The 21,684-nt window shown below is 62.2% G+C and carries 19 protein-coding genes; 5 read left to right on the top strand and 14 right to left on the bottom strand.

The genetic code is table 11. The features are described 5' to 3' along the window. Positions 1-11 precede the first annotated feature (11 nt). The gene (locus ABEB22_RS13455; protein ID WP_339112368.1) at positions 12-908 is read right to left on the bottom strand and encodes a DMT family transporter; all 897 of its coding nucleotides are present in this window, start codon (positions 906-908) and stop codon (positions 12-14) included. Positions 909-943: 35 nt separating this feature from the next. After that, positions 944-2,962 carry a transketolase gene (tkt, locus tag ABEB22_RS13450; RefSeq protein WP_339112369.1) on the bottom strand — a complete coding sequence of 673 codons (2,019 nt, stop codon included), beginning with the start codon at positions 2,960-2,962 and terminating at the stop codon, positions 944-946. Positions 2,963-3,284: 322 nt separating this feature from the next. Here tkt and ABEB22_RS13445 point away from each other — a divergent pair, with 322 nt between their 5' ends. After that, positions 3,285-3,968, top strand: a complete 684-nt coding sequence (locus ABEB22_RS13445) for a hypothetical protein (protein WP_406870554.1) — start codon at positions 3,285-3,287, stop codon at positions 3,966-3,968. After that, positions 3,961-4,338: a cell division protein ZapA gene (locus ABEB22_RS13440; protein ID WP_350934204.1), complete on the top strand. Its 378-nt coding sequence runs from the start codon at positions 3,961-3,963 to the stop codon at positions 4,336-4,338. Before ABEB22_RS13445 ends, ABEB22_RS13440 begins: the two co-directional genes overlap by 8 nt. Before the next feature lie 109 nt (positions 4,339-4,447). On the opposite strand, the gene ABEB22_RS13435 is transcribed toward ABEB22_RS13440, so the two are convergent. From ABEB22_RS13435 to radA, 4 genes are all read right to left on the bottom strand, one after another. Beyond that, the gene (locus ABEB22_RS13435) at positions 4,448-4,921 is read right to left on the bottom strand and encodes a hypothetical protein (protein ID WP_350934202.1); all 474 of its coding nucleotides are present in this window, start codon (positions 4,919-4,921) and stop codon (positions 4,448-4,450) included. A 126-nt stretch (positions 4,922-5,047) separates the two neighbouring features. After that, positions 5,048-6,523: an amidophosphoribosyltransferase gene (gene purF / locus ABEB22_RS13430; protein WP_406870553.1), complete on the bottom strand. Its 1,476-nt coding sequence runs from the start codon at positions 6,521-6,523 to the stop codon at positions 5,048-5,050. A gap of 127 nt (positions 6,524-6,650) precedes the next feature. Further along, positions 6,651-7,229, bottom strand: coding sequence for a CvpA family protein (locus tag ABEB22_RS13425; RefSeq protein WP_339112374.1), 579 nt, complete (start codon positions 7,227-7,229; stop codon positions 6,651-6,653). Positions 7,230-7,261: 32 nt separating this feature from the next. After that, a complete protein-coding gene (gene radA, locus ABEB22_RS13420; protein WP_406870552.1) occupies positions 7,262-8,629 on the bottom strand; it encodes a DNA repair protein RadA in 1,368 nt (455 codons plus the stop codon). Positions 8,630-8,790: 161 nt separating this feature from the next. Here radA and ABEB22_RS13415 point away from each other — a divergent pair, with 161 nt between their 5' ends. Beyond that, the gene (locus tag ABEB22_RS13415; protein ID WP_339112376.1) at positions 8,791-9,081 is read left to right on the top strand and encodes an SH3 domain-containing protein; all 291 of its coding nucleotides are present in this window, start codon (positions 8,791-8,793) and stop codon (positions 9,079-9,081) included. A 6-nt stretch (positions 9,082-9,087) separates the two neighbouring features. Here the strand turns inward: ABEB22_RS13415 and ABEB22_RS13410 are convergent, their stop codons facing one another. From ABEB22_RS13410 to pyrC, 5 genes are all read right to left on the bottom strand, one after another. Continuing rightward, the gene (locus ABEB22_RS13410; RefSeq protein ID WP_406870551.1) at positions 9,088-9,990 is read right to left on the bottom strand and encodes a DNA repair protein; all 903 of its coding nucleotides are present in this window, start codon (positions 9,988-9,990) and stop codon (positions 9,088-9,090) included. A 151-nt stretch (positions 9,991-10,141) separates the two neighbouring features. After that, entirely contained in the window at positions 10,142-11,191 is a 1,050-nt protein-coding gene (alr, locus tag ABEB22_RS13405) for an alanine racemase (protein WP_339112378.1), read from the bottom strand. 186 nt (positions 11,192-11,377) lie between these two features. Further along, entirely contained in the window at positions 11,378-12,880 is a 1,503-nt protein-coding gene (locus ABEB22_RS13400; RefSeq protein WP_339112379.1) for a replicative DNA helicase, read from the bottom strand. Positions 12,881-13,137: 257 nt separating this feature from the next. Next, positions 13,138-13,818 (bottom strand): orotate phosphoribosyltransferase, encoded by a 681-nt coding sequence (locus ABEB22_RS13395; protein WP_339112380.1) that lies wholly within the window; start codon positions 13,816-13,818, stop codon positions 13,138-13,140. Positions 13,819-13,869: 51 nt separating this feature from the next. Next, positions 13,870-14,910 carry a dihydroorotase gene (pyrC, locus tag ABEB22_RS13390; protein ID WP_406870550.1) on the bottom strand — a complete coding sequence of 347 codons (1,041 nt, stop codon included), beginning with the start codon at positions 14,908-14,910 and terminating at the stop codon, positions 13,870-13,872. Between the two features lie 217 nt (positions 14,911-15,127). Here pyrC and ABEB22_RS13385 point away from each other — a divergent pair, with 217 nt between their 5' ends. Then, positions 15,128-15,349: a hypothetical protein gene (locus ABEB22_RS13385; protein ID WP_339112382.1), complete on the top strand. Its 222-nt coding sequence runs from the start codon at positions 15,128-15,130 to the stop codon at positions 15,347-15,349. A 177-nt stretch (positions 15,350-15,526) separates the two neighbouring features. Here ABEB22_RS13385 and ABEB22_RS13380 read toward each other — a convergent pair whose 3' ends face one another. The 3 genes from ABEB22_RS13380 to ABEB22_RS13370 form a co-directional block, all read right to left on the bottom strand. After that, positions 15,527-16,498: a phosphoadenosine phosphosulfate reductase gene (locus ABEB22_RS13380; protein ID WP_339112383.1), complete on the bottom strand. Its 972-nt coding sequence runs from the start codon at positions 16,496-16,498 to the stop codon at positions 15,527-15,529. A gap of 139 nt (positions 16,499-16,637) precedes the next feature. Continuing rightward, entirely contained in the window at positions 16,638-17,696 is a 1,059-nt protein-coding gene (locus tag ABEB22_RS13375; RefSeq protein ID WP_406870549.1) for a glycosyltransferase family 2 protein, read from the bottom strand. A 96-nt stretch (positions 17,697-17,792) separates the two neighbouring features. After that, positions 17,793-20,099 carry a glycosyltransferase family 2 protein gene (locus tag ABEB22_RS13370; RefSeq protein WP_406870548.1) on the bottom strand — a complete coding sequence of 769 codons (2,307 nt, stop codon included), beginning with the start codon at positions 20,097-20,099 and terminating at the stop codon, positions 17,793-17,795. Between the two features lie 212 nt (positions 20,100-20,311). On the opposite strand from ABEB22_RS13370, the gene ABEB22_RS13365 reads away from it, so the two are divergent. Continuing rightward, positions 20,312-21,664, top strand: a complete 1,353-nt coding sequence (locus ABEB22_RS13365; RefSeq protein ID WP_406870547.1) for a hypothetical protein — start codon at positions 20,312-20,314, stop codon at positions 21,662-21,664. Positions 21,665-21,684: the final 20 nt, after the last annotated feature.

Genomic DNA, 21,684 nt, shown 5'->3' with positions numbered 1-21,684 from the left:
CGGCGTGTCGCTCAGGCCCTGCGGTTTTCACGCCACCAGACATAAAGTCCGGCGCTCACGATCACAAGCGCACCGGTCACCGTCCAGAGATCGGGATACTGACCGAAGAACACGATCCCCCAGAGTGTGGCAAAGATCAGCCCGGTATATCCCAGAGGAGCCAGAGAGGAGGCTTCGGCAATGCTGTAGGCCTTGACGATGAAGCCCTGACCGATGGCGCCGGTGAGGCCGAGCCCGAGGATCGGCAAGAGCGTATCGGCGCTAATCGGCCGCCAGACAAAAGGCAGCGCGAGGCTCGAGCCGATCAATCCGATGATTGCGCCCCAAAGGAGAGAGGTGATCAGCCCGTCCTTCTGGATCAGGCGGGTGATCAGCATGCCGCCTGCAAAGCTTATCGCGGTCCCCAATGCCAGAAGCGAGGCCCAGTGAAAGACGCCCGGACCGGGCCGGATGATGATCATCGCACCGCAGAAGGCCGCCGCGATCCCTAAAAGGCGGCGCGGTCCGAGCTTCTCGCCCAGAAAGAGCGCAGCCCCCAGCGTGACCAGCACAGGGTTGAGATCGGCAAGTGCGGTCGCCTCGGCGAGCCCGATAAACTGGATCGCGGTAAAGAATAGGAGCACGGTGGCAAGCTGCATCAAACCGCGGGCAATCTGCAAGCCGGGTTGGCGCGAGGGCAGCAGCCGGTGCAGGCGGGGCGCGAAGATCGCCACCAGCAACAGCGTGTTGGACAGATAGCGCAGCCAGACGATCTGCACCGGATCATATTGGCGCGACAGCCCCTTGGCCATGGCATCCATCAGCGTGAAACAGGCGAAGGCTCCCAGCACGCAGAGCATGCCAAGCCCGTTGCGCGGCGCGACGCGGCCTTCGGCCCCGCCACCCGCCGCAACGGAAGAGGGGGCCATTGCGGCCCCCTCTTGGTTCATATCCCCAGCTGGTCTCACAGGAGGGATTTGACCTTTTCGGCAATCGCTTCGGGGGTGATGCCGAATTTCTCGTAAAGCTCGGGGGCCGGAGCGGAGGAGCCGAAGCCTTCCATACCCACGAAGCCCGCCTTGGTCTCGCGGCCACGCTCGCCGAGGAGGTATTTGTCCCACGGCTGACGGATTGCGGCTTCCACGGCCACGCGCACAGCGCCTGCGGGCAGGATACGGCGGCGATAGGTCTCGTCCTGCGCGTCAAACAGTTCCATACAGGGCACCGACACCACACGTGTACCGATGGCCTGTGCTTGCAGGATCTCGCGGGCTTTCAGCGCGATCTCGACTTCCGAGCCGGTCGCCATCAGGATCGCCTGACGCTTGCCCTCGGCTTCCTCGATCACATAAGCGCCTTTGGAGACCATGTTCTGGTTGGTGTGTTTGGTGCGCAGCGTCGGCAGGTTCTGGCGCGAGAGCGCGATCACCGAGGGGGTTTCCTCGGTCGTCAGCGCCATTTCCCACGCTTCCGCCGTCTCGATCACATCCGCCGGGCGGAAGGTCCAAGTATTGGGCGTCGCGCGGCAGATTGCCAGATGCTCTACGGGCTGGTGGGTCGGGCCATCCTCGCCAAGGCCGATCGAGTCATGGGTCATGACGTAGACGGCAGGCACTTTCATCAGCGCCGACAGACGCATCGCACCGCGGGCGTAATCAGTGAAGCAGAAGAAGGTGCCGCCATAGGGGCGCACGCCCCCATGTAGCCAAAGACCGTTCATCGCCGCCGCCATACCATGCTCGCGGATGCCGTAATGGACATAACGGCCCTTGCGGTTCTCGGGATCGAAGACACCCAGATCGGCGGTCTTGGTCAGGTTGGAACCGGTGAGGTCAGCCGAGCCGCCGATGGTTTCGGGAACGGCGGGGTTGATCGCGCCCAGCACCATTTCCGATGCCTTGCGGGTGGCAACTTTAGGCGCCGCCTCGGAATTGTCCTTCTTGAACTTGCGGATGGCACCAGCAAGCTTCTTGGACACGCCACCGTCCATCATGCGGGTGATTTCCGCCTGTTTGGTGGCCGAAATTGCGCCGAAACGCTCTTCCCATTCGCCGCGCTCTGCCGCGCCGCGCGCGCCGATGGCTTCCCAGGTGGATTTCACATCCGCAGGAATCTCGAAGGCACCGTGATCCCAGCCATAGATTTTCTTGGTGGCGTCGATTTCCGCATCCCCCAGCGGCGAGCCGTGAACCGAGTAGGTATCGGCCTTGTTGGGCGAACCGAAGCCGATGATGGTCTTGCAGTCGATGAAGACCGGTGCGTTCGATTTTTGCGCTTCGGTCAGCGCGCGGTCGATATCTTCCGGATCATGACCGTCGCAATGCAGCACTTTCCAGCCCGCAGCCTTGAAGCGCATGCGCTGGTCGGTGATGCAGGCCTTGTCGACGCGGCCGTCGATGGTGATGTTGTTATTGTCCCACAGAACGACGAGGTTCTTGAGTTTCTGCATGCCGGCAAGGCCGATGGCTTCATGGCTGATGCCTTCCATCAGGCAGCCGTCGCCTGCAATCACATAGGTCTTGTGATCGAAGATCTTCTTGCCGAAGCGCGCGCGCAGGCTTTCCTCGGCAATCGCCATACCCACGGCGGTCGAGATGCCCTGACCCAGCGGACCGGTGGTGGTTTCCACGGCATCGAGCAGGAAGTTCTCGGGGTGGCCCGCGGTGAGCGCGCCCTTCTGGCGGAACTTCTTGATCTGCTCGAGCGTCACCTGCGCGTCGCCGCAAAGATAGAGGAGAGCGTAAATTAGCATCGAGCCATGGCCTGCCGACAGCACGAACCGGTCACGATCCATCCATTTCGGAGCTTTGGCATCGAATTTCAGGTGCTTCTGGAACAGAACGGTCGCCACATCGGCCATGCCCATCGGCATGCCGGGGTGACCGGAATTGGCGGCCTGCACGGCGTCCATCGCAAGGGCGCGGATGGCCGAGGCGAGTTTCCAGTGGTCGGGGTGCTGTTCACGAAGCGTGGCGATATCCATGGGCGGGATCCTCATACGGCGACTTGGTGGCGTTCGTTCGGCCCCTGATAGCAGGGATCGCCTGAATATCAAGCCTGCGTGGAGGCGGTTTTGGTCTTTGTCGCAAGAACGGGCGCCAAGTTGCTGATCATATTGGGGCGCGGACTGGGAATGTCTTGACCTGAGGGGATAAACTGCAGACTAACACCGTAAATAGCGCGATTCGTGGGCGCAGGCCGGGCCCCGCGCTTGGGGGAACCCATCCGGTGATTTGATATGGCCGCTGGTTTGTGACTAGATTAAGATCAGCAGGCAAGGTGCTGTTAAGCGGAGATTTGACACGATGACAGATAAGGCGGCCGATTTCGCGGAATATGAACGGAGGCTGGCTTTCGCTCTGGCCCGTGTCGCCAAGAATGTCGAGACATTGGTCAATGGGCGTGACGCGCTGCGCAGCGATCTGGACGAGGCCAGAGCCACGCTTGAGGCCGTCCCTGTGGCAAAGGCCGTGGCCGAACCCGAGAAGATGGTTGCTCCGGAAGCAATCCTTGTCGAGGGATTGCAGAATGAAAACAAATCCTTGTCCGAAGATCTTCTGGCTGCACGCGAAGAGATCAAGGACATGCAAGCGCAGATTGAACTCGCCGCGACCGAGCGTGAGGCTGCGCTTTCGGCCTTGGAGAAACGGCTGGGTCAGCGCGCCCGTGCCCTGACCCAGGCACTGTCGGAAATCGAGCGCCTGCAGGCCGCCAATACCGAACTGATCGCCGCCAATCGGGGCTTGGTCGAGGCAGGGGGCCGGATGGCCCAGTTGCAGATCAACGAGGCCCTGCGCGCCGAGGTCGAGGCGCTGCGTGCGGCCCGCACGGCGGAACGGGCGGCCCTAGATGAAATCATCGGGGGGATCGAGCCGCTCCTTGCCGCCCGCGATACCGCATTGCGCGAGGATGCAGCTGCGGAGAAGGCTGTGCCGGAGCAGATCCAACCGGAAGACGAAGAGGCAAGCGAGGAGACCCCGAATGGCTGAAGTGATCGTGACCATCGGCGGGCGTGACTTCGAGGTCGCCTGCCAGAACGGGGAAGAGAGCTATCTGCGCTCGGCGGCTGAGATGCTCGACCGCGAGGCCTCCGTGCTGATCGGGCAGATCGGGCGCATCCCCGAGGCCAAGATGCTGTTGATGGCGGGGCTCATGCTGGCGGATCGCACCGCGGCGGTCGAGGACGAGATCGCCGCGATGAAGGCGGATATGGCGCGGCTTCAAGCCGAGCTGACCGAGGCGAAATCCACTGTGGCGAAGGTCGAGGTTCCGGTGATCCCGCCGGAGATGACCGAAGCGCTGGCCGAGATCGCAGCCCGAGCCGAGGCGCTCGCGGATAATATCGAAGACGTTCTGTGATCCCTGCATCCGTTCGCAGGGCGCCGGATGGTGGATTGCGGAACGCAGGAATGGATACTGCCCGCCCCTAAGGGCGAGCAGCGGTTTCGCGAGTGGTAATCTATCGCTCTCAGGGGCGGGCGAGATCTAGGATGATCTGGTCCCGCTCGCGCGGTTTTGCCGAATGGGCATTTCCGAAGAACCCGCGGCCCCAATTCTCGATCCCGTTATTCTTGAGGATCTTGAGAACACCTTTCAGGCGTTCGATCTCGCGCAGCATCAGGTCCTCGGCGGCCATCTTGACCTCGGGCGTCCCGCCACGGGTCTCGATCTCGACCGGCGCATCCGATGCGGTATGCATGATACAGCTGGCGCAAGGCTCGTTGATCTCGGTCACGATCAGTTTCAGGGCGATGATCTTAAGATCATCTTCCTTATGCGCCACGAGGCGCAGCCCGAGCGGCGCACTGGAGAGCATGGCAAGTTCTGCTTTAGTGCGGGGATCGATAATCAGATGCTCGTCGCCATTGGCGATCTCGCGCAATGCCATTGTTGTGGCATGAAGTTGTAGAAATAGGTCGGCTGGGATCGACTTGTTAGGCATTGCTATATCCGTGGTTGCGGCAAGGGCTGATTGATCATCAACTTATGCGTGAACCGTGGATAACCCGTTAACCGCTGCTGCAAATGCACAAACGGCGCCCTGTTGAGGGGCGCCGTTGCCAAAATTTTATTCCGCGGCGGTCTTCATCTGGAAGCCCTTGGCCAGCTGGTCGGCGGGCGAGATGGGATATTCGCCGGAGAAACACGCATCGCAATATTGCGGGTCTTCCTTATTACGGCCCTCGGCCTCGCCTGCGGCACGGTAGAGACCGTCCAGCGAGATGAATTTGAGGCTGTCGACGCCGATCCAGTCGCGCATCTCGTCCTCGGTCATCTTGGCGGCGAGGAGTTTGGAGCGGTCGGGCGTATCGACGCCATAGAAGCAGGGCCATGCGGTGGGCGGGGACGCGATGCGGAAATGCACTTCCTTGGCGCCCGCATCAAGGATCATGTCCTTGATCTTGCGCGAAGTGGTGCCGCGCACAACCGAGTCATCCACCAGAATGACCCGTTTGCCCTTGATCAGCGCCTTGTTGACGTTGAGCTTCAGACGCACGCCCATATTGCGGATCTGCTCTGTCGGCTCGATGAAGGTCCGCCCCATATACTGGTTACGGGTAATGCCGAGTGCGAAGGGAATCCCCGATTCCTGAGAGAAGCCGATGGCTGCAGGCGTGCCCGAATCCGGCACGGGGCAGACCAGATCCGCCTCGATAGGCGCCTCGCGGGCAAGTTCCACGCCGATCTGGTGGCGCGTCTCGTAGACCGAGCGACCGCCATATGAACTGTCGGGGCGCGAGAAATAGACGTGTTCGAAGATGCAGAAGCGCGATTTGGCCGGCGCGAAGGGACGGGAGGATTTCACCAGCCCGTTCTCGATCACGACCATTTCGCCCGGTTCGATTTCGCGCACGAACTCGGCACCGATGATGTCGAGGCCACAGGTCTCGGAGGACAGGGCGAAGCCGTTATCGCCCAGACGGCCCAGAACCAGCGGGCGCACACCAAGGGGATCGCGGACACCGATCAGCTTGGTGCGGGTCATCGCAACCACCGAGAACGCGCCTTCGACGCGGCGCAGCGCATCGGCGATCCGGTCGGCATGGCGTTTCTGGATCGAGCGCGCCATCAGGTGGATGATACATTCCGAATCCGAGGAGGACTGGAAGATCGCGCCCATCTCGATCAGTTCGCGGCGGAGCTGGTCGGCATTGGTCAGGTTGCCGTTATGCGCAACTGCCGCACCCCCCAGCGAGAACTCGCCGAAGAAGGGCTGGATGTCGCGGATCACGGCGCCTTTTTTGCCGGCGGTGGAATAGCGCACATGGCCGATCGCGATCGGGCCGGGCAGGGTCTCCATCAGCGAGGCTTTGGTAAAGTTATCGCGGACATAGCCGAAACGGTGGGCAGAGTTGAACCCGTGTTCGGGGTCATGGGCGACGATGCCGCCTGCTTCCTGGCCGCGGTGCTGGAGCGCATGCAGGCCGAGCGCCACGAAGTTGGCTGCGTCTTTTACGCCGACAACGCCGAAGACGCCGCATTCTTCCTTCAGCTTGTCATCATCAAAGGGATGGGAAAGGAAGGGCTGGGGCAGATCGTTCATGGAAACTGGCTCCGGGCTCGGAATCTGGGAGGGTTGAGGGCCATATAATGCGAAACGGGAGGGGTGTTAACCCCTCCCGTTCCAGAAAGCTTTACAACGATGTCACGTTTTACCCTCGGGGGGGCTGTTATTGCTCGATCGGCTGTGCGGGATCGACCGGGCAGGCCGAGACGAGCTGTTCGTAACGGGCAGTGATCCAGCCGGGCGCGTCTGCGGGCATCGATTCGTCCATCTGGACCGACATACGCGAGAAGACCTTGGCCGAGCGCGAATCGTCGACCACGGCCATCTGGTCATGCACCATCACACGGTCATAGACGACGAAGGCCACAGCCACGAGCACCACGCCACGGATCACCCCGAAGAGGAAGCCCAGACCCTGATCGAGGCCGCCAAGCGCCGAACGCTGCACGGCGGAGGCGAAGAGGGGCGTGATGAAGCTCATCACGATCAGTGCCAGCGCAAAGACCGCCGCAAAGCCGCCGATGGTGGCCAGATCGCAATTGCCCGCAAGGAAGCGGTCCAGCACGGGGATCTGTGCGACGAGCGGGCGGGCCGCATCGGCAAAGATATAGGCCAGCACGGCGGCGGCGATCCAGCCGACAATCGCCAGCGCCTCGCGCACGAAGCCGCGGCTATAGGCCAGAATGGCCGACAGGATAATGATGACCGCCACGATGGCGTCGACGATAGTGAACCCGTCCATACGTTTTTACGTCCTTCAGTCTCGCCCGCGCGTCAACCGGCGCCGAACATGTCTCCGACAAATGTCACGAGATCGGGGAGTTTCCTCAGGGCGATCCCGTCGCCCCCTTCGGTTTTCGTGCCGGAAGGAGCAATAGCTTGTGAGAAACCAAGTTTTGCCGCCTCTTTCAACCTGTTTTCCGCCTGACCCACCGGTCGGAGGGCCGCCGAAAGGCTGATTTCGCCAAAAATCACCATATCGGCAGGCAGGGCTGTGTCTTCTCGGGCACTCAGAAGTGCCGCGGCGGCAGCCAGATCGGCTGCCGGTTCGGTCACCTTCATCCCGCCTGCCACATTAAGAAATACATCGAGGCCGGTGAAGGGGATGCCGCAACGGCTTTCCAGCACAGCGATGATCGTAGAGATACGGCCGCTATCGAGCCCCACCACGGTGCGGCGCGGACTGGCCAAGGTAGAAGGGGCGACCAGCGCCTGAATCTCTGTCAGCACAGGCCGCGTGCCTTCAATCCCTGCAAAAACCGCTGATCCGGGGGCGGCCTGACCCCGTTCCGACAGGAAGAGCGCCGAGGGGTTGGTGACTTCTGCCAGCCCACCGCCGGTCATCTCGAAAACACCGATCTCGGCGGCGGGGCCGAAGCGGTTTTTCACGGCGCGCAGGATACGGAACTGGTGCCCGCGTTCGCCCTCGAAATAGAGCACGGTATCGACCATATGCTCGACCACGCGCGGGCCCGCAATCTGGCCTTCCTTGGTGACATGGCCCACCAGAACCACCGAACAGGCGCGTTTCTTGGCGAAGCTGACAAGCTCGTGACATGCGGCGCGGACCTGAGACACAGAGCCCGGCGCCGATTCGACATTATCGGCCCACATGGTCTGGATCGAATCGATGATCACCAGATCGGGGGCCTCGGATTCCATCGTGGTGAGAATGTCGCGCAGGTTGGTCTCGGCGCCCAGTTGCACCGGCGCATCGGCCAGCCCGAGCCGCTGCGCGCGCATCCGCACCTGCGAGGAGGCTTCCTCGCCCGAGATATAGAGGCACTTCAAACCGCTTTGGGCAAAGCGCGCGACCGCTTGCAGGAGCAGGGTGGATTTCCCGATCCCCGGATCGCCGCCAACCAGAATGGCCGATCCCGGCACCAGACCACCGCCCAGAACACGATCGAATTCGGCCATGCCCGAACAGGTGCGGGGCGGCGGGGCCTCCTCGTCGGCGAGGCTGCTCAGCCCGATGACGCGGCCCTTGGAGGTGCCCAGCGTCTTGCCCTTGGGCCCCGCCGAAAGAGGGGCCTCCTCGATCAGCGTGTTCCATTCGCCACAGGCATCACATTTACCGTTCCATTTGCGATGGACGGCGCCGCAGGCGGTGCAGGTATAGGAGAGGATGTTTTTAGCCATCCGTTAAATATGCGGAACACAGGGCGAACATCAAGAGGCCGGACCGCTCTTGCAAGAATTGCCGTGCAGAAAATCGGGGCGAGAAAATCGGGGCGGGGGAATTGGCGCGCGGGGCGGGGTTTCCTATAGAGGGGGTGAGATTCACCACGAGAGGCTTTCCGATGCGCATCCGTCTTCTTCTTTCCGCCCTGGCGCTGAGTTCTATCGCCAGCTGTAGCGCGATGGGCAGCAACCATGCCGTCGTCAAAGGGGCCGGTCCCGATGATCTGCTGAAGCTGCGGGCCGGGCCGGGGCTCGGGTTCAACATCATCATGGGCCTGCCCGATGGCACGCGCCTGACCAAGCAGAAATGCGTGACCGAGAGCGGCCAGCTCTGGTGCCGTGTGTCGCTGGCCGACAATCCGGGCGTGTCGGGCTATGTCTCGGCCGATTATCTCGGGATGGGCATGTAACAGGGCTTACCGGGCCGGAGGATCATTCGGCCCGGGCAGCGCCACGACATTCGAGCCCTTCGCGGCCTTGCTCGTCGGGCGTTTGGGGGTGACAGGTGCCTGCGGCTCTTCCAACTCGTAGCCAAGCGCCGCCAGAACCGCGACTAGATCCCGCTCGAGGAGCTGGAACTCGCGGGTCACGCGCCGCTCCTCGGCCTCGACATCGGTCAGCCAATGGCCGATCTCGTCGCAGGTCTTGCGCGCCAGCTTGATCTGGGCATCCAGCCGGTCTGTCTCCTGCTGGCGGGCCCTGAGAGTGTCGCGCGCACGGTTCACCCGCGCATCGCTGTAAATCCGCGAGAGGTCGCGCGATTGCAGGCTCATCTGGGCGGCAAGTTCCAGAAGCTCCGGCTCGAGGGCAGGCAGATCGGGATGGCTGCGCAGCCATGCAATCCGCTCACGCATAGCGTCAAATTCGCCCGAGAGCGCGAAGACCCCCGCACGATCCGCCTCATGGGCAATCCGGTAGGCATGGGCCACGTCCTGCATCGAGATATGGAAGTTGCGGTGACTGCGCTCGAGGCGGCTGACGCGCGAATGGGCGGGCAGGTAAAGCGCCAGCACCAGAGCGATCGCGGCAAAACCTCCCTGAAGCCACGGACCCAGATCAGTGACCGCGCCGCCATCGAACGAGGCTGCAATGTTCAGCCATGGCATCAGCCCCGTGGCGGAGGCCAGAAACTGTCCCGCTGCACAGACCGCCAGCACCAGAACCAGCCCCGAGACGGTGGCATTGACCATATCCGCAAGATCGCCGCGCCGTTTGGCAAGGCTGCGCAGATGGGCGGCCCCCGTCATGTCGGACACCGTGTCGGAAATTGTTCCGGGCTGTGTATCGGCCATCGCCGCCTTGCGAGAAGTTGCTGCCATCACACGCCCCTGAAAACCCGTTGCCGCATGCAAGACGCGGCTCTTCACCCAAGGGAAGCTTGCGGTAAAAGATATGTGAATGCAAGGGGCCGCAGCCTATGCGGGGCCGTCACAGGCGCAAGAACGAGGTCTTGCGCCTGCCGGTTGTGGCTCAGGCCAGCGTTTCGCTATAGCGGCGCTCGTAGCGGGCGCCCAGCGAAGTCAGGACCTCGTAGCCGATGGTGCCGATCAGATCGGCCACCGCATCGACACCCTGATGGGTGTTCAGCAGATCCAGCTCCTCGGGCGTGCCGTCGAGATCGGTGATATCCACGGTGATCAGGTCCATCGAGACACGGCCGATCAGCGGGCAGGGTGTGTCGCCCGCCCAGAGCTGTGCGTTGTTCGACAGGCGGCGGCTGATCCCGTCGGCATAGCCTGCCGAGATCGTGGCCACATGGCTGCGGCGTTTGGCCTCCCAAGTATTGCCATAGCCCACCGTTTCGCCCACCTCCACCATCCGCGTCTGGATGACGGGAAGAGAGAGGGTGACCACAGGTCTGGCCTCCGCGAAGGGCATGCCGCCATAGAGGCCGATACCGGGACGCACGAGATCGAAATGATACTCTTTACCGTAGATCAGGCCGCCGGTCGCCGAGAGCGAACGGCGCAGGCCGGTGCCGTCGGTCATGCGGGTAAACTCGGCCAGCTGGCGCTCGTTCATCCCCATATGGACCTCGTCCGAGCAGGAGAGGTGGCTCATGACCAGTTTGGGCGATTTCTCCAGCAGCATCGGCGCAAGGGCGCGCCAGTCAGCATCCTCAAGCCCGAGGCGATTCATGCCGGTGTCAAGCTGCACGCCGAAGGGGGTGGCCGGAGACACTTCCATATGGCGTTTCACCTGCTCGGCGGAATTCAGCACCGGCGTGAGGTCGAGATCGACCAGCATGTCGCGATCGCCTGCCATATGACCGGACAGGATGAAGATTTCCGGTCCATCGCCAATCGCTTGGCGCAGTTTCGCGCCTTCCTCGGCCAAGGCCACGAAGAAGGTTTTTGCGCCTTGGCGCAGCAAGGTGCGGGCCACACGGTCCGCCCCCAATCCGTAGGAATCGGCTTTTACCACCGCGGCGGTCTGCGTCGCGGGGCCCGATTTGGCGTCCAGGGCCTTCCAGTTGGAGGCGATGGCGTCGAGGTCGATATGAAGAGTAGAGCTTGCCATGGGCGAATGTCTTCGCCTTTCTGCGTGCCTCGTCAAGAACTAACCGCAGCGGCGCGGATTTGCCGAAGAATATGCGCAAGACCTGTGGTTTCACGACGCGCGATCGGCGGGATTTGGGCGCGCGGGAGAAGAATATCCCGCGCGCTTGTTTGCGGCTAGGGGACTGTCTGTCCGGTGCAGGACGAATCAGAACCCGTCCGAGCCGTCGCCCTGCCATGCCTTAGCCAGATCGGAGAAGCGGGTGAAGCGACCCTCGAAGGCCACCTCGACCGAGCCGATCGGCCCGTGACGCTGCTTGCCCAAGATGATCTCGGCCTTGCCATGGACCTGCTCCATCACCTGCTGCCACGCGGCCATCTTTTCCAGCTCGTGATCGCCCGGTTTCTCGCGCTCTTTGTAATATTCGTCACGATAGACGAACATCACCACATCGGCATCCTGTTCGATCGAGCCCGATTCCCGCAGGTCCGAAAGCTGCGGACGTTTGTCCTCGCGGCTTTCCACTGTCCGGCTCAGCTGCGAGAGCGCGATGACGGGGATGTTGAGCTCCTTGGCGATTGCCTTCAGGCCCATCGAGATCTCGCCGATCTCCTGCACGCGGTTATCGCCACGCCCCGAGCCACGCAGAAGCTGCAGGTAGTCCACGATCACCACATCGAGCCCATGCGTCCGTTTCAGGCGACGGCAGCGGGCGGCCACCTGCGCGATCGGCAAAGCGGGCGTGTCGTCGATATAGAGCGGGCAGGTCTCGAGCGATTTCGCGGCCTCGACGAAGCGGCGGAATTCGTGCTCGGACATATCGCCACGGCGGATCTGTTCGGAGGGCACCTCGGCGGCTTCGGACAGGATACGCGCGGCCAGCTGCTCGGCCGACATCTCGAGGCTGAAGAAGCCCACACAACCGCCCTCGATCGCACCTTCGCTGCCATCGGGTTTCTGGCCGCGCTTATAGGCTTTGGCGATGTTGAAGGCGATATTGGTGGCCAGCGAGGTTTTCCCCATCGAGGGACGACCGGCAAGAATGATGAGGTCCGAGGAATGCAGCCCCCCCAGCTTCTTGTCGAGATCGCGCAGGCCGGTCGAGATACCGGCCAGCCCCCCCTCGCGCTGATAGGCGGCATTGGCCGATTGCACGGCCTCCGTCACGGCCTTGAGGAAGGAGACGAAGCCCTTCTCGGCAGTGCCCGACTCGGCCAGCTTGTAGAGCGCACCTTCGGTCTGAACGATCAGCTGTTCGGCCTCTTGGCCGACATCGAGCTTGGAGGCATTGGCCGACAGCTCGCGCCCGACATTGATCAGCTCGCGACGCAGCGCCAGATCATGGATCATCTGCGCGTAATCGCGCGCGGCATAGGCCGAGATGGCTGCGCCCGCGAGGCGCGCCAGATAGGCCGGCCCGCCTAGCTCCTTCAGGCCGCTGTCATCCTCCAGATAGCCCTTCAGCGTCACCGGCGAGGCCAGCGCGTTCTTCTGGATGCGGGCCACGGCGGTCTCGTAGATGCGGCGGTGGACGGGCTCGTAGAAATGATCGGCCTTCACCACTTGGGCGATGCGGTCATAGATATCGTTATTGGTCAGGATCGCGCCCAGAAGCTGCTGTTCCGCTTCGATATTATGCGGAACCGGATCGGCCTCCTGAGCCCCGTGCTGGTCGATATGATCGTTTCGAACTGCGCTGATCTCGTTCATCTCATGCCTCGATACCCGTGAGCGGGTCTCTTACCTTATCCTTCCCGCAAAACTCAATGTGGAAAACCCATAGCACTTCAGCCGCGAACAGGCTCCGCAAGGGGCGGGTATTGTGGTGGTTTGATCCCGTTCTACCATATCCGGCGTGAGGGAGCGAAAGAAAATGCGAAAGGGCGGGCCTGTGCACATTTTGCGCACAGGCCCGCCCACAGCCTTATCCACAGGAATCTCGCGTCAGGCGAGACAGCTGACCGGGGTCAGTCTTTTTTATTGGCGTCTTGCCACGCACGGGGCGCTTTGAGGAAGGCTTCGACCTCGTCGAGCGTCTCGGCATCAAACGCGCCCTGGGCGCGCGCCTCGGCCAGAACATCCCACCATGTGCACAGATACGACAGCTCCACACCATGCTCGCGCAGGTTCGGGATCGTCTCGTCAAAAATGCCGTAATAGAAGATCACAGTGGTATGGGCACAGGTCGCACCGGTCTCGCGGATCGCATCGACGAAGGACAGTTTCGAGCCGCCATCGGTGGTCAGGTCCTCGACCAGCAGCACACGCTCTCCTTCGGACATTGCACCCTCGATACGGGCATTGCGGCCATAGCCCTTGGGCTTCTTGCGCACATAGGTCATCGGCAGGGCGAGACGCTCGGCCACCATCGCGGCAAAGGGAATACCCGCGGTCTCGCCACCGGCCACGTTGTCGAACGCCTCAAAACCTGCCTCGCGCATCACAGTCACGGCCATGAAATCCATGAGCGTCGAGCGGATGCGCGGGAAGCTGATCAGCTTGCGGCAGTCGATATAGGTGGGCGACGGCAGGCCCGAGGCCAGCGTGAAGGGCTCGCGGGCATTGAAATGCACGGCCTTGATTTCCAGCAGCATACGCGCGGTCAGGCGGGCGATCTCTTCTTTCGGGGGGAAGCTTGCGGGGATCATGAGGGAAACCTTCTTGTGGAAAACCGCGCCGGCGGACCGGCGCGGGGAATATCAGTCCTGGACGTGCCAGAAGCAGGGGAAGCCCGGATCGAAGACGGTCACGGGGCTGTCCTCCACCGCGATCTTGGCGGGCCACTGGGCGGCCTCAGAGGTCTTGCTCAGTGTGAGCGTGGCCGTGTTCACCGGCAGGCGGTAGAAGGCCGGGCCATTCTCGCTTGCGAATTTCGCAAGGTTATCCAGCTTGCCCTCGGCCTCGAACACATGCGCCAGAAGCGCCATCGTGTTGGTTGCGGTGAAACAGCCCGCGCAGCCACAGGGGTTTTCCTTGGCATGATCGGTATGCGGAGCCGAGTCGGTGCCGAGGAAGAAATGCGGATTACCAGAGGTTGCCGCCTCGACCAGCGCCAGGCGATGCACCTCGCGTTTGGCGACCGGCAGGCAGTAATAATGCGGCTTGATCCCGCCCACGAGGATGTGGTTGCGGTTGATGATCAGATGGTGCGTGGTGATCGTGGCGCCCATATCGTCGCCCTGCGATTTCACATAGTCCACACCGTCCTTGGTGGTGACATGTTCCATCACCACGCGCAGCCCCTTGACCGAGCGCAGAACCGGATCGAGGATCCGGTCGATGAAGACTGCCTCGCGGTCGAAGATATCGATCTCAGGCGCGGTCACCTCGCCATGCACGCAGAGCGGCAGGCCGATCTCGGCCATCTTCTCGAGCACGGGGCGGACCTTGTCGAAATCCTTCACGCCCGAGGCCGAATTGGTCGTGGCGCCTGCGGGGTAAAGTTTCACGGCTTTCACGAGACCCGAGGCATGGGCTGCGGCCACATCCTCGGGGTCGGTCTCCTCGGTCAGATACAGCACCATCAGCGGCTCGAAGCTCGCCCCTTCGGGCAGTGCCTTGAGGATACGGTCACGATAGGCGGAAGCCTGAGCGCCGGTCACAACCGGCGGCACCAGATTGGGCATGATGATCGCGCGGCCGAAATGGCGGGCGCTTTCGGGGGCGATGGCCTTCAGCATCGCGCCATCACGCAGATGCAGGTGCCAGTCATCGGGGCGGGGAATGGTGATCTGGGTCATGGGTTCCGCTTACCCCGAGCGCGCGCGCAAATCCAGCGCGAAGAGCGGCGCGGCTGCGGGAAAACGACCGCCTTCCTGTGGCGGGCCTGTGGCGGGAACGGTTGCGCCGCTTGCATGGCGGGGCTGCAATAAATGGGCGTAGTCGTGGCAGGACATCTTCCCTATCTGGGTAGGCAGGGAGGAAAAGTCCTGAAAGCACGAAACAGGAGTTTTCCAAATGGCAAGTTTTGTAAATACTGCCCATAAGTCTTCTTTGGGCTCCGTGATCGCCCGTATGTTCCAGAAAGCGGGCCGCGCTCTGGTTCTGGCAACCGAAGCGAAATCGCGCCAGTCGGAAATCGTTCGCCTGAACGCCATGTCCGATGCGCAATTGGCGATGAAGGGCATCGCGCGCGACGAGATCGTCGCCCATGTCTATCGCGACCGTCTCTACGCCTGAGTGTAGAAACTGCTCCCGTTGGTCCCATCCGCCTGAGGCATGCCGTTCGTATGTCTCTTCCGGGCCACCGGCGACAGGCCAAGAGTTTGTAACACGTTGAATGGTAAAAATTTGAAAGGCGACCCGAACCATATGGTTCGGGTCGCCTTTTGCATTACGGGGCGACGGGGCAGCCCTTCAGGCCTGTTCGAGAATGATGCCCTTCTTGGCCAGCTCGCCCACAAGTTTGTTGTAGCGTTTGCGCAGCCGTGGTGCTTTCAGCCGCACGGCCGCATGATGGCAGACCAGTGCCTCCATATAGGGGCGGTCCATCGCATCGACCGCACGCAGAAGATTGCGGGTATAGGAGATGTTCTTGCGGCAGTCGCGATAGATATGGCGCAGCACGCGCGGCGTTAGTTTGCCCTCGCAGGCCCGCGCGATCATCAGTTCCAGTTGGCCGCAACGCGCGATCAGCGAGGCGATTCGTCCACCCGCCAGAATGCAGGGCATCAGCTTGATATTGGGGCGGTAGAACAGAGCCGCATGCATCGCGTCGAGCCGCTCGAGCGGATCATAGATGATATAGCCCTGCTCGGCGCCCTCCATCATATCGGGGGCAAAGCCGTAACGGTCATCGAAACTGACCTGACGCATTTCTGGGAAACGGTCGTCCCATCCTGCCAGCAGCGGCTCCAGCGTCGCCTGCGGCTGGATCGCCAGCACCGTGGCTCCCGGCGCGGCCACCGAGAAGGCACAGGCAGCATAGCCGCATGATCCCGCACCATAGAAAACGACGCGGTCAAAATCCTCGAAGAAACCGTCATCCACCAGACGGTCGAAATAGGCATAAACCTCGGGCGAGCGGAACCATGTCGCATCCTCGGCAATCAGCGTCAGGCTCGACCAGCCGCCTTCCTGCGCGATCCGGTATCCCAGCGGCAGACCTTCCTCATCGGAATCGATGAGCGGGTTACGTAGCTCGAAAGTGACCAGAAGGACCGGCGCATCCTGACTGAAGAGCGCGGCATGGGCACGGCCAAGCTCTTCGTAATGACCGAACTCCTCGCCAAGCGCGGCCATGCGGCTTTGCCAGTCCGTCACGCTCATATCCTGCATCTGTTCCACCCCTCGATCCTCAAACCGGCCCGCATGACAGCCACGGGTCATCGCTCATCCTCGACCCCGACTATCCCCTATCTTCCGTTAACCTTTCACTATCCGAAAGTGACGAAAACAAGGTGAACGAAAGAAAATGCAATGGCTACAAAGTTTTACGTCAACAATCTCGTGAGGATGGCGCGATTGTTCACAATTCGTCATCATGTTGCGTCCGATGCGCCAATTGTCCCAGCCTCAGCATGCGCCGTGCATCGGATTCGGACAAGGGGCGTGTGGGCGGTGTCAGCAGCAGACGTCCGAACATCGCGCGTGGCGCCTCCTCCAGAAGGAGCGCATCGATCCGCGCCCGCCGCCACGCGACCGCCTGCGCATGCAGCGGACCCAGCACGGGGTCGCCCAGCAGTTCCTGCCGGATCTCCTCGCGCCGGAGGCGGGTGCGCTCGATGCTCACATCGGTTTCGCTGCAGAAATTCCGCTCGACCCAGTAGGAGAGATCGAAGCCGCCCACATCACGATTGGCCCGCCCGCGATCGCATTTGACCACATAATTCTCCATCGAGCCCAGCGCGTAATGGTTGAGCTGAACCAGCCTCCGGCACTCTCTGTCGGGCGGTGTGAAAAGGCGGTTCTTATGATAGAGCGGGGGCAGGACAGTGCCCGATCCGTCATGCCAGCGCGGGGTTGCCCCGTCCTTTAGTCCGCGCGGGCGGTGCACGCCCAGCTTGCGATACTGTCCGCGATTGCGCAGCAGTGTCTTGAAGATCGAGGCCCGCCACGGCCAGAGCATTTGCGTGGGGGCGGCACGCCGGAACTGCTCGGTCACAGGTAGGTCTGCAAACTCCACCACCCCGTCATTACCGAAAAAACGCCATGTCAGCGCAATCGCATCGGCCTCGGGCAGGGCGGTGATCAGATCTCCGAACTGGCCCGTCCCGATATGGATATTCACGAACTCATCCACATCGAACACAAGCGTCCAGTCGGCACGAGCCTGTGCGGGATGCTTGTCGGCACGCAAGAGTGCTTCCCATTGCGGCCCGCGCTTCCAGGGGCCGGGGTTGCACTCGTGATGCAGCCCGCCCATCGCGGCGAGCCGGTCGAGCATGAGATCCGTCCCGTCCTCGCAATCATTGGAATAGATCAGGAAGTCGCTCATGCCGATGGCACGGTGATGGGCGATCCATTCCAGCAGAAAGGCGCCTTCGTTTTTCATACAGCTGATGCCGAGGATGCAGGGATCAGCCATCGGCGCCCGTCCTGCCGGGTAAGGGAGCGCATTTCCAGCGTCTATAAATATCCCTGCCGGAGGCATCCGCCGCCAGCCAGAGGCGTAACGCGCCCCTCAATGCTCTGCCTCGCCCGCATGTTCGACCGTAAAGAAGAAATCGGGCGCCACTTCGCGCAGATGCATGTCCTCGGGCAGGCAGTCTGGACCGGCATTGAACACAGCCGAGCCGAAATGCTGGAGCATACGCGAGAGGCGCTCGTATTTCGCACTTGTCAGATCGCCGTAGAAATTCTCGTAATTCTCGGTGGCACGCAGTTCGGCGATCTTGGCGCGGTGGGCGCTCACCGCCGCCTCATGGGCCGCGCGGATCTCGGGGTCGGCCATCAGCCGGTCATATTCGGCCTGTAGCGCAGGGATCATCCGCTGGATCGAGGTCTCGGTCTCGAGATTGTGGTTCATCCGGAACCAGTAATTGAGCCCCTGATCGCGGTCCACATGGTTCACCCGCCCGCGGTCGCGTTTGACCAGAAAGCTTTCCGCCGAGCGCACGGCATAGTGGTTGAGCTGCACCCAGTCATAGCCATAGGTCTCGAGCGTCGAGCGCCAGCCATTGCGGAACATCTCGCGCGGCATGGGCTGGCCAGAGCCGTTGAGCCATTTCACCTGATCCCAGAGATCGGGCACCAGACCTTTGGGGCGGTGCACCCCCATCTTCTTGTAGATATCCATATTGCGGAATAGCGTCTTGAACCCCCAGGCCTGATGCGGCTTGCGCACGACCTCGGGGGCGCAGGTGGTGAACTGGTCCAGAAGGAAGCGATCCTCATATTCATGGACATCGGCATTACCGAAGAGCCGCCATGTGAGAGAGATCATATTGGCCTCGCCCATGGCTTTATAGAGATCGGTCAGGGTGCCATCGCCGATCTTGATATTAATGAACTCGTCCACATCCATGCAGATCGCCCAACCGGCCTCCTGAATGACCGGCTCGGCTTCGGCGGCCTGCAGGGCTGCGTGCTGGGGTTTGAGTTCTCCACCCGGACGCCACGGGTTCTCGCGATGCTGCACAAGCCCCTTTGCCATCAGCATATCCAGCATCGTATCGGTGCCGTCGGTGCAGTCATTGGTATAGATCAGAAACTGGTCTACCCCGATCGCGCGGTGATAGGCGAGCCATTCCATGATGAAGGGGCCTTCATTCTTCATCGTGGTCACGATCGCGGTCGAGCCTGCTTTGATCGCGGGTTTGGGGACAGCCTTGACCTTGGACACAGGCGGACGCACGGGCTTATGGCCCCAGACATCCATCGCGAGTGCCAGAAGCTGTTCATCCTCCACGAGCGAGGTTTTGGGGGCCAGCTCTGCCGCCTTGCGCCCCGGCACCCGCAGCGCCATGGCCCGCCAGAAGGTGAAGACATGCGCAGGGTCCGGTTTGGCATAAGCCACGCGGGTCATTCGCCATGTGGCCTCGAGCCCTGCTTTGGCCGGCGCACAGCCCCAGCGCGCCGTGCCACGCCGCGCATCGAACTGGCGGCAGATATGATCGGCAAAGCGCTCCGGCGCGTCATTACGGATCCGCCATGGATAAATGCGTCGCCCGACCAGCATCACTACACCCGAAGGCGCCGCGGCACAGGTGTCAAAAGCACCGGTCCTGCCATCGGCCACAGGGGCAAGAAAGTCGGTCACATCCAGCACCAGCACTGCGCGTGCTTCTGCCAGAAACCGCCATTTGGCAATTTCGAAGACCAGCCCCTGTCCAAGCGGAGAGCGGGTCGCATCGGGCGCGGGGATCTCCATCCGGTCCTTGCCGGGCGCATCGGGGGCTAGGAAGGGATGGCTCTCGGGTCCGGTATCGGGTTTGCCCATGGGCACGGGGCAATCGAGAACGATCACCTCGATCTCCAGATCGCGCTGGGCAATCCCCTTGTCGAGAGCCGCGACGAAGGCATCATCGGGGAAGCGGTTGAGGATCACCGCGCCATCGGCCTCATGCTGGTCGGCATGCCAGCTAAGCCAGTCGAGGACCGTATCGGCGCTTTCTTCCAGACGCTGCCCGAAGAGACAGTTCCGCCCGCGCAGGACGTCCCATTCTGCGGGGGCCGTTGCCAGAGAGCGTGTAAAGGGCGTAGCCCCTTCAGTCCTGGTCGTGGTCAGGACAGCGGCCGTGCCTGCCGGAAGGGTCGCGCAGACCATCGCGCCCCCTGCTACGTCGCGCAGCTCGGTGATCTGGCCGCCCTCGAGCCCGGTGACCTGTTCGACCTTAGAGGGGGTGGCCAGCATCGCACGCAAATGGCGGGTGCCGCCGATCTCCCATGCAACAGCATCCAGCAGCCACGGTCCTGTCGTCTCGGGGCCGTCTCCATCGGGCCCTTGCGGGGCTTCTGCCATGAGGCTGCGTCTGATCACTGATGCCATCGTCTATTTGTCCTGCGTCTTGGCCTGTTCTATCTCGGGCGGCGAACCCCCAGCCCGAGAGGCCTGAGCCTCCATGCAAGCATATGCCGCATAGAGAGTTAAGACCATGTCGGTTTTTTCGTGTATTCCGTTGGAAATTGTCAATTCTTCGGGCAGGTTGGTGCCAGATTATGGTAAGGGCGCTGGGCCTTGCCTGCCGTGTCGAGGGAAATATGCGTGAAATCGGGACCCTATGGATCGGGGGGCGGCTGAGCTGGCTCGAGATCCTGTGCCTCAAGAGCTTCGTTGATCAGGGGCAGAACATCACGCTGTTCTCCTACGAACCCATCGGCAATGTTCCCGAAGGCGTCATCCAGCGCGACGGACGCGAGATCCTCGACCCCGATCCGCAGGAAGGGTTTCTGAAATACGAGCGCAAGGACAGTTTCGCGCTGTTTGCCGATCTGTTCCGTCTGCATATGCTGGCCAAGTGCCCCGGCATGATCTGGGTTGATACCGATGTCTATTGTCACCGCCCGCTGGACTACGAAAGCCCCTATGTTCTGGCCTATGAGCTTCCCAAAAGTGACCGTATCAACAATGCGGTTCTGGGGCTTCCGGCGCAGGGCGAGCTGTTACAGGCGATGCTGGAGTTTACCCGCGACCGCTTCTCGGTGGCGCCTTTTCTGCCCCCCGAGATGCAGCGCAATTACCGTGAGGCGGCAGAGCAGGGCAATCCGGTGCATGTCAGCCAGCAGCCATGGGGCATCTGGGGGCCGTTGATGGTGACCCATTTCACCCGTGCGCTGGGCTTGGCCGATAAGGTCCAGCCGATGGCGGCCTTCTACCCCGTGCCCTTCCCGCAGCGCGAGACCTTCCTGCGGGGCGAGGGGCAGGTGAAAGCGGCGCTCTCGACTCTGACCACGGGGCTGCACCTGTGGGCCTCCAACAAGCGCAAGCTCGGGCGGCTGCCGCATAGTGCACCCCAGCCGGGCAGCTATCTGGACCATCTGTGCCGCAAACATGGCGTGCGGGCGGAGTTTGCCCCGATCACCTCGCGCGGGCGGACCCGTTTCGAGGAGACAGGGATCGATCCACAGGTGCTGGCGCAGATGGGCGTGGGTGTCGTGCGGGCCTGCTACGATCTTGGCGGTCGGGCACCGGCGTTGGCGCTAGCGGCACACCGGCGGCACAATTGCGATATCGTTCTCGTGGATCTGACCGAGGAGGGCGGGGCACGCGAGACGATCTCCGACTGGGTGGCCCCCTATACCGACTGGCTGGCGGAGCAAGGGGTGCGGCGTGATCTGATCCGATATGTTCCCGATCCGTTCCTTCTCGAGCCTGACGGGCTGGTTCTGTCTTTGGGCAGCTACGGGGATCAATGGCCGGTGGCGCCGCTCGGCGCGCTTTTACCCAGAATGCTGCGTCCCGATGGCAGGCTGGTGATCGATATCCGCCGCGGCTCGCGCGGGTTTCCCTTCTTGCGTTCGCGTGGCACGCTGACCCAGATCGCCGCGCCCTTTGGCGAGACTGCCCCCGAGACAGTGCGGGTCAGTTTCGCGCCGAAGGCGGGGGGGCTTTGAAACAGCCCGCGGCCTGCAGA

The organism is Thioclava sp. 'Guangxiensis' (assembly GCF_045348365.1).
Lineage (GTDB): Bacteria > Pseudomonadota > Alphaproteobacteria > Rhodobacterales > Rhodobacteraceae > Thioclava > Thioclava kandeliae.
This window is presented reverse-complemented; position numbering and strand designations above follow the sequence as displayed.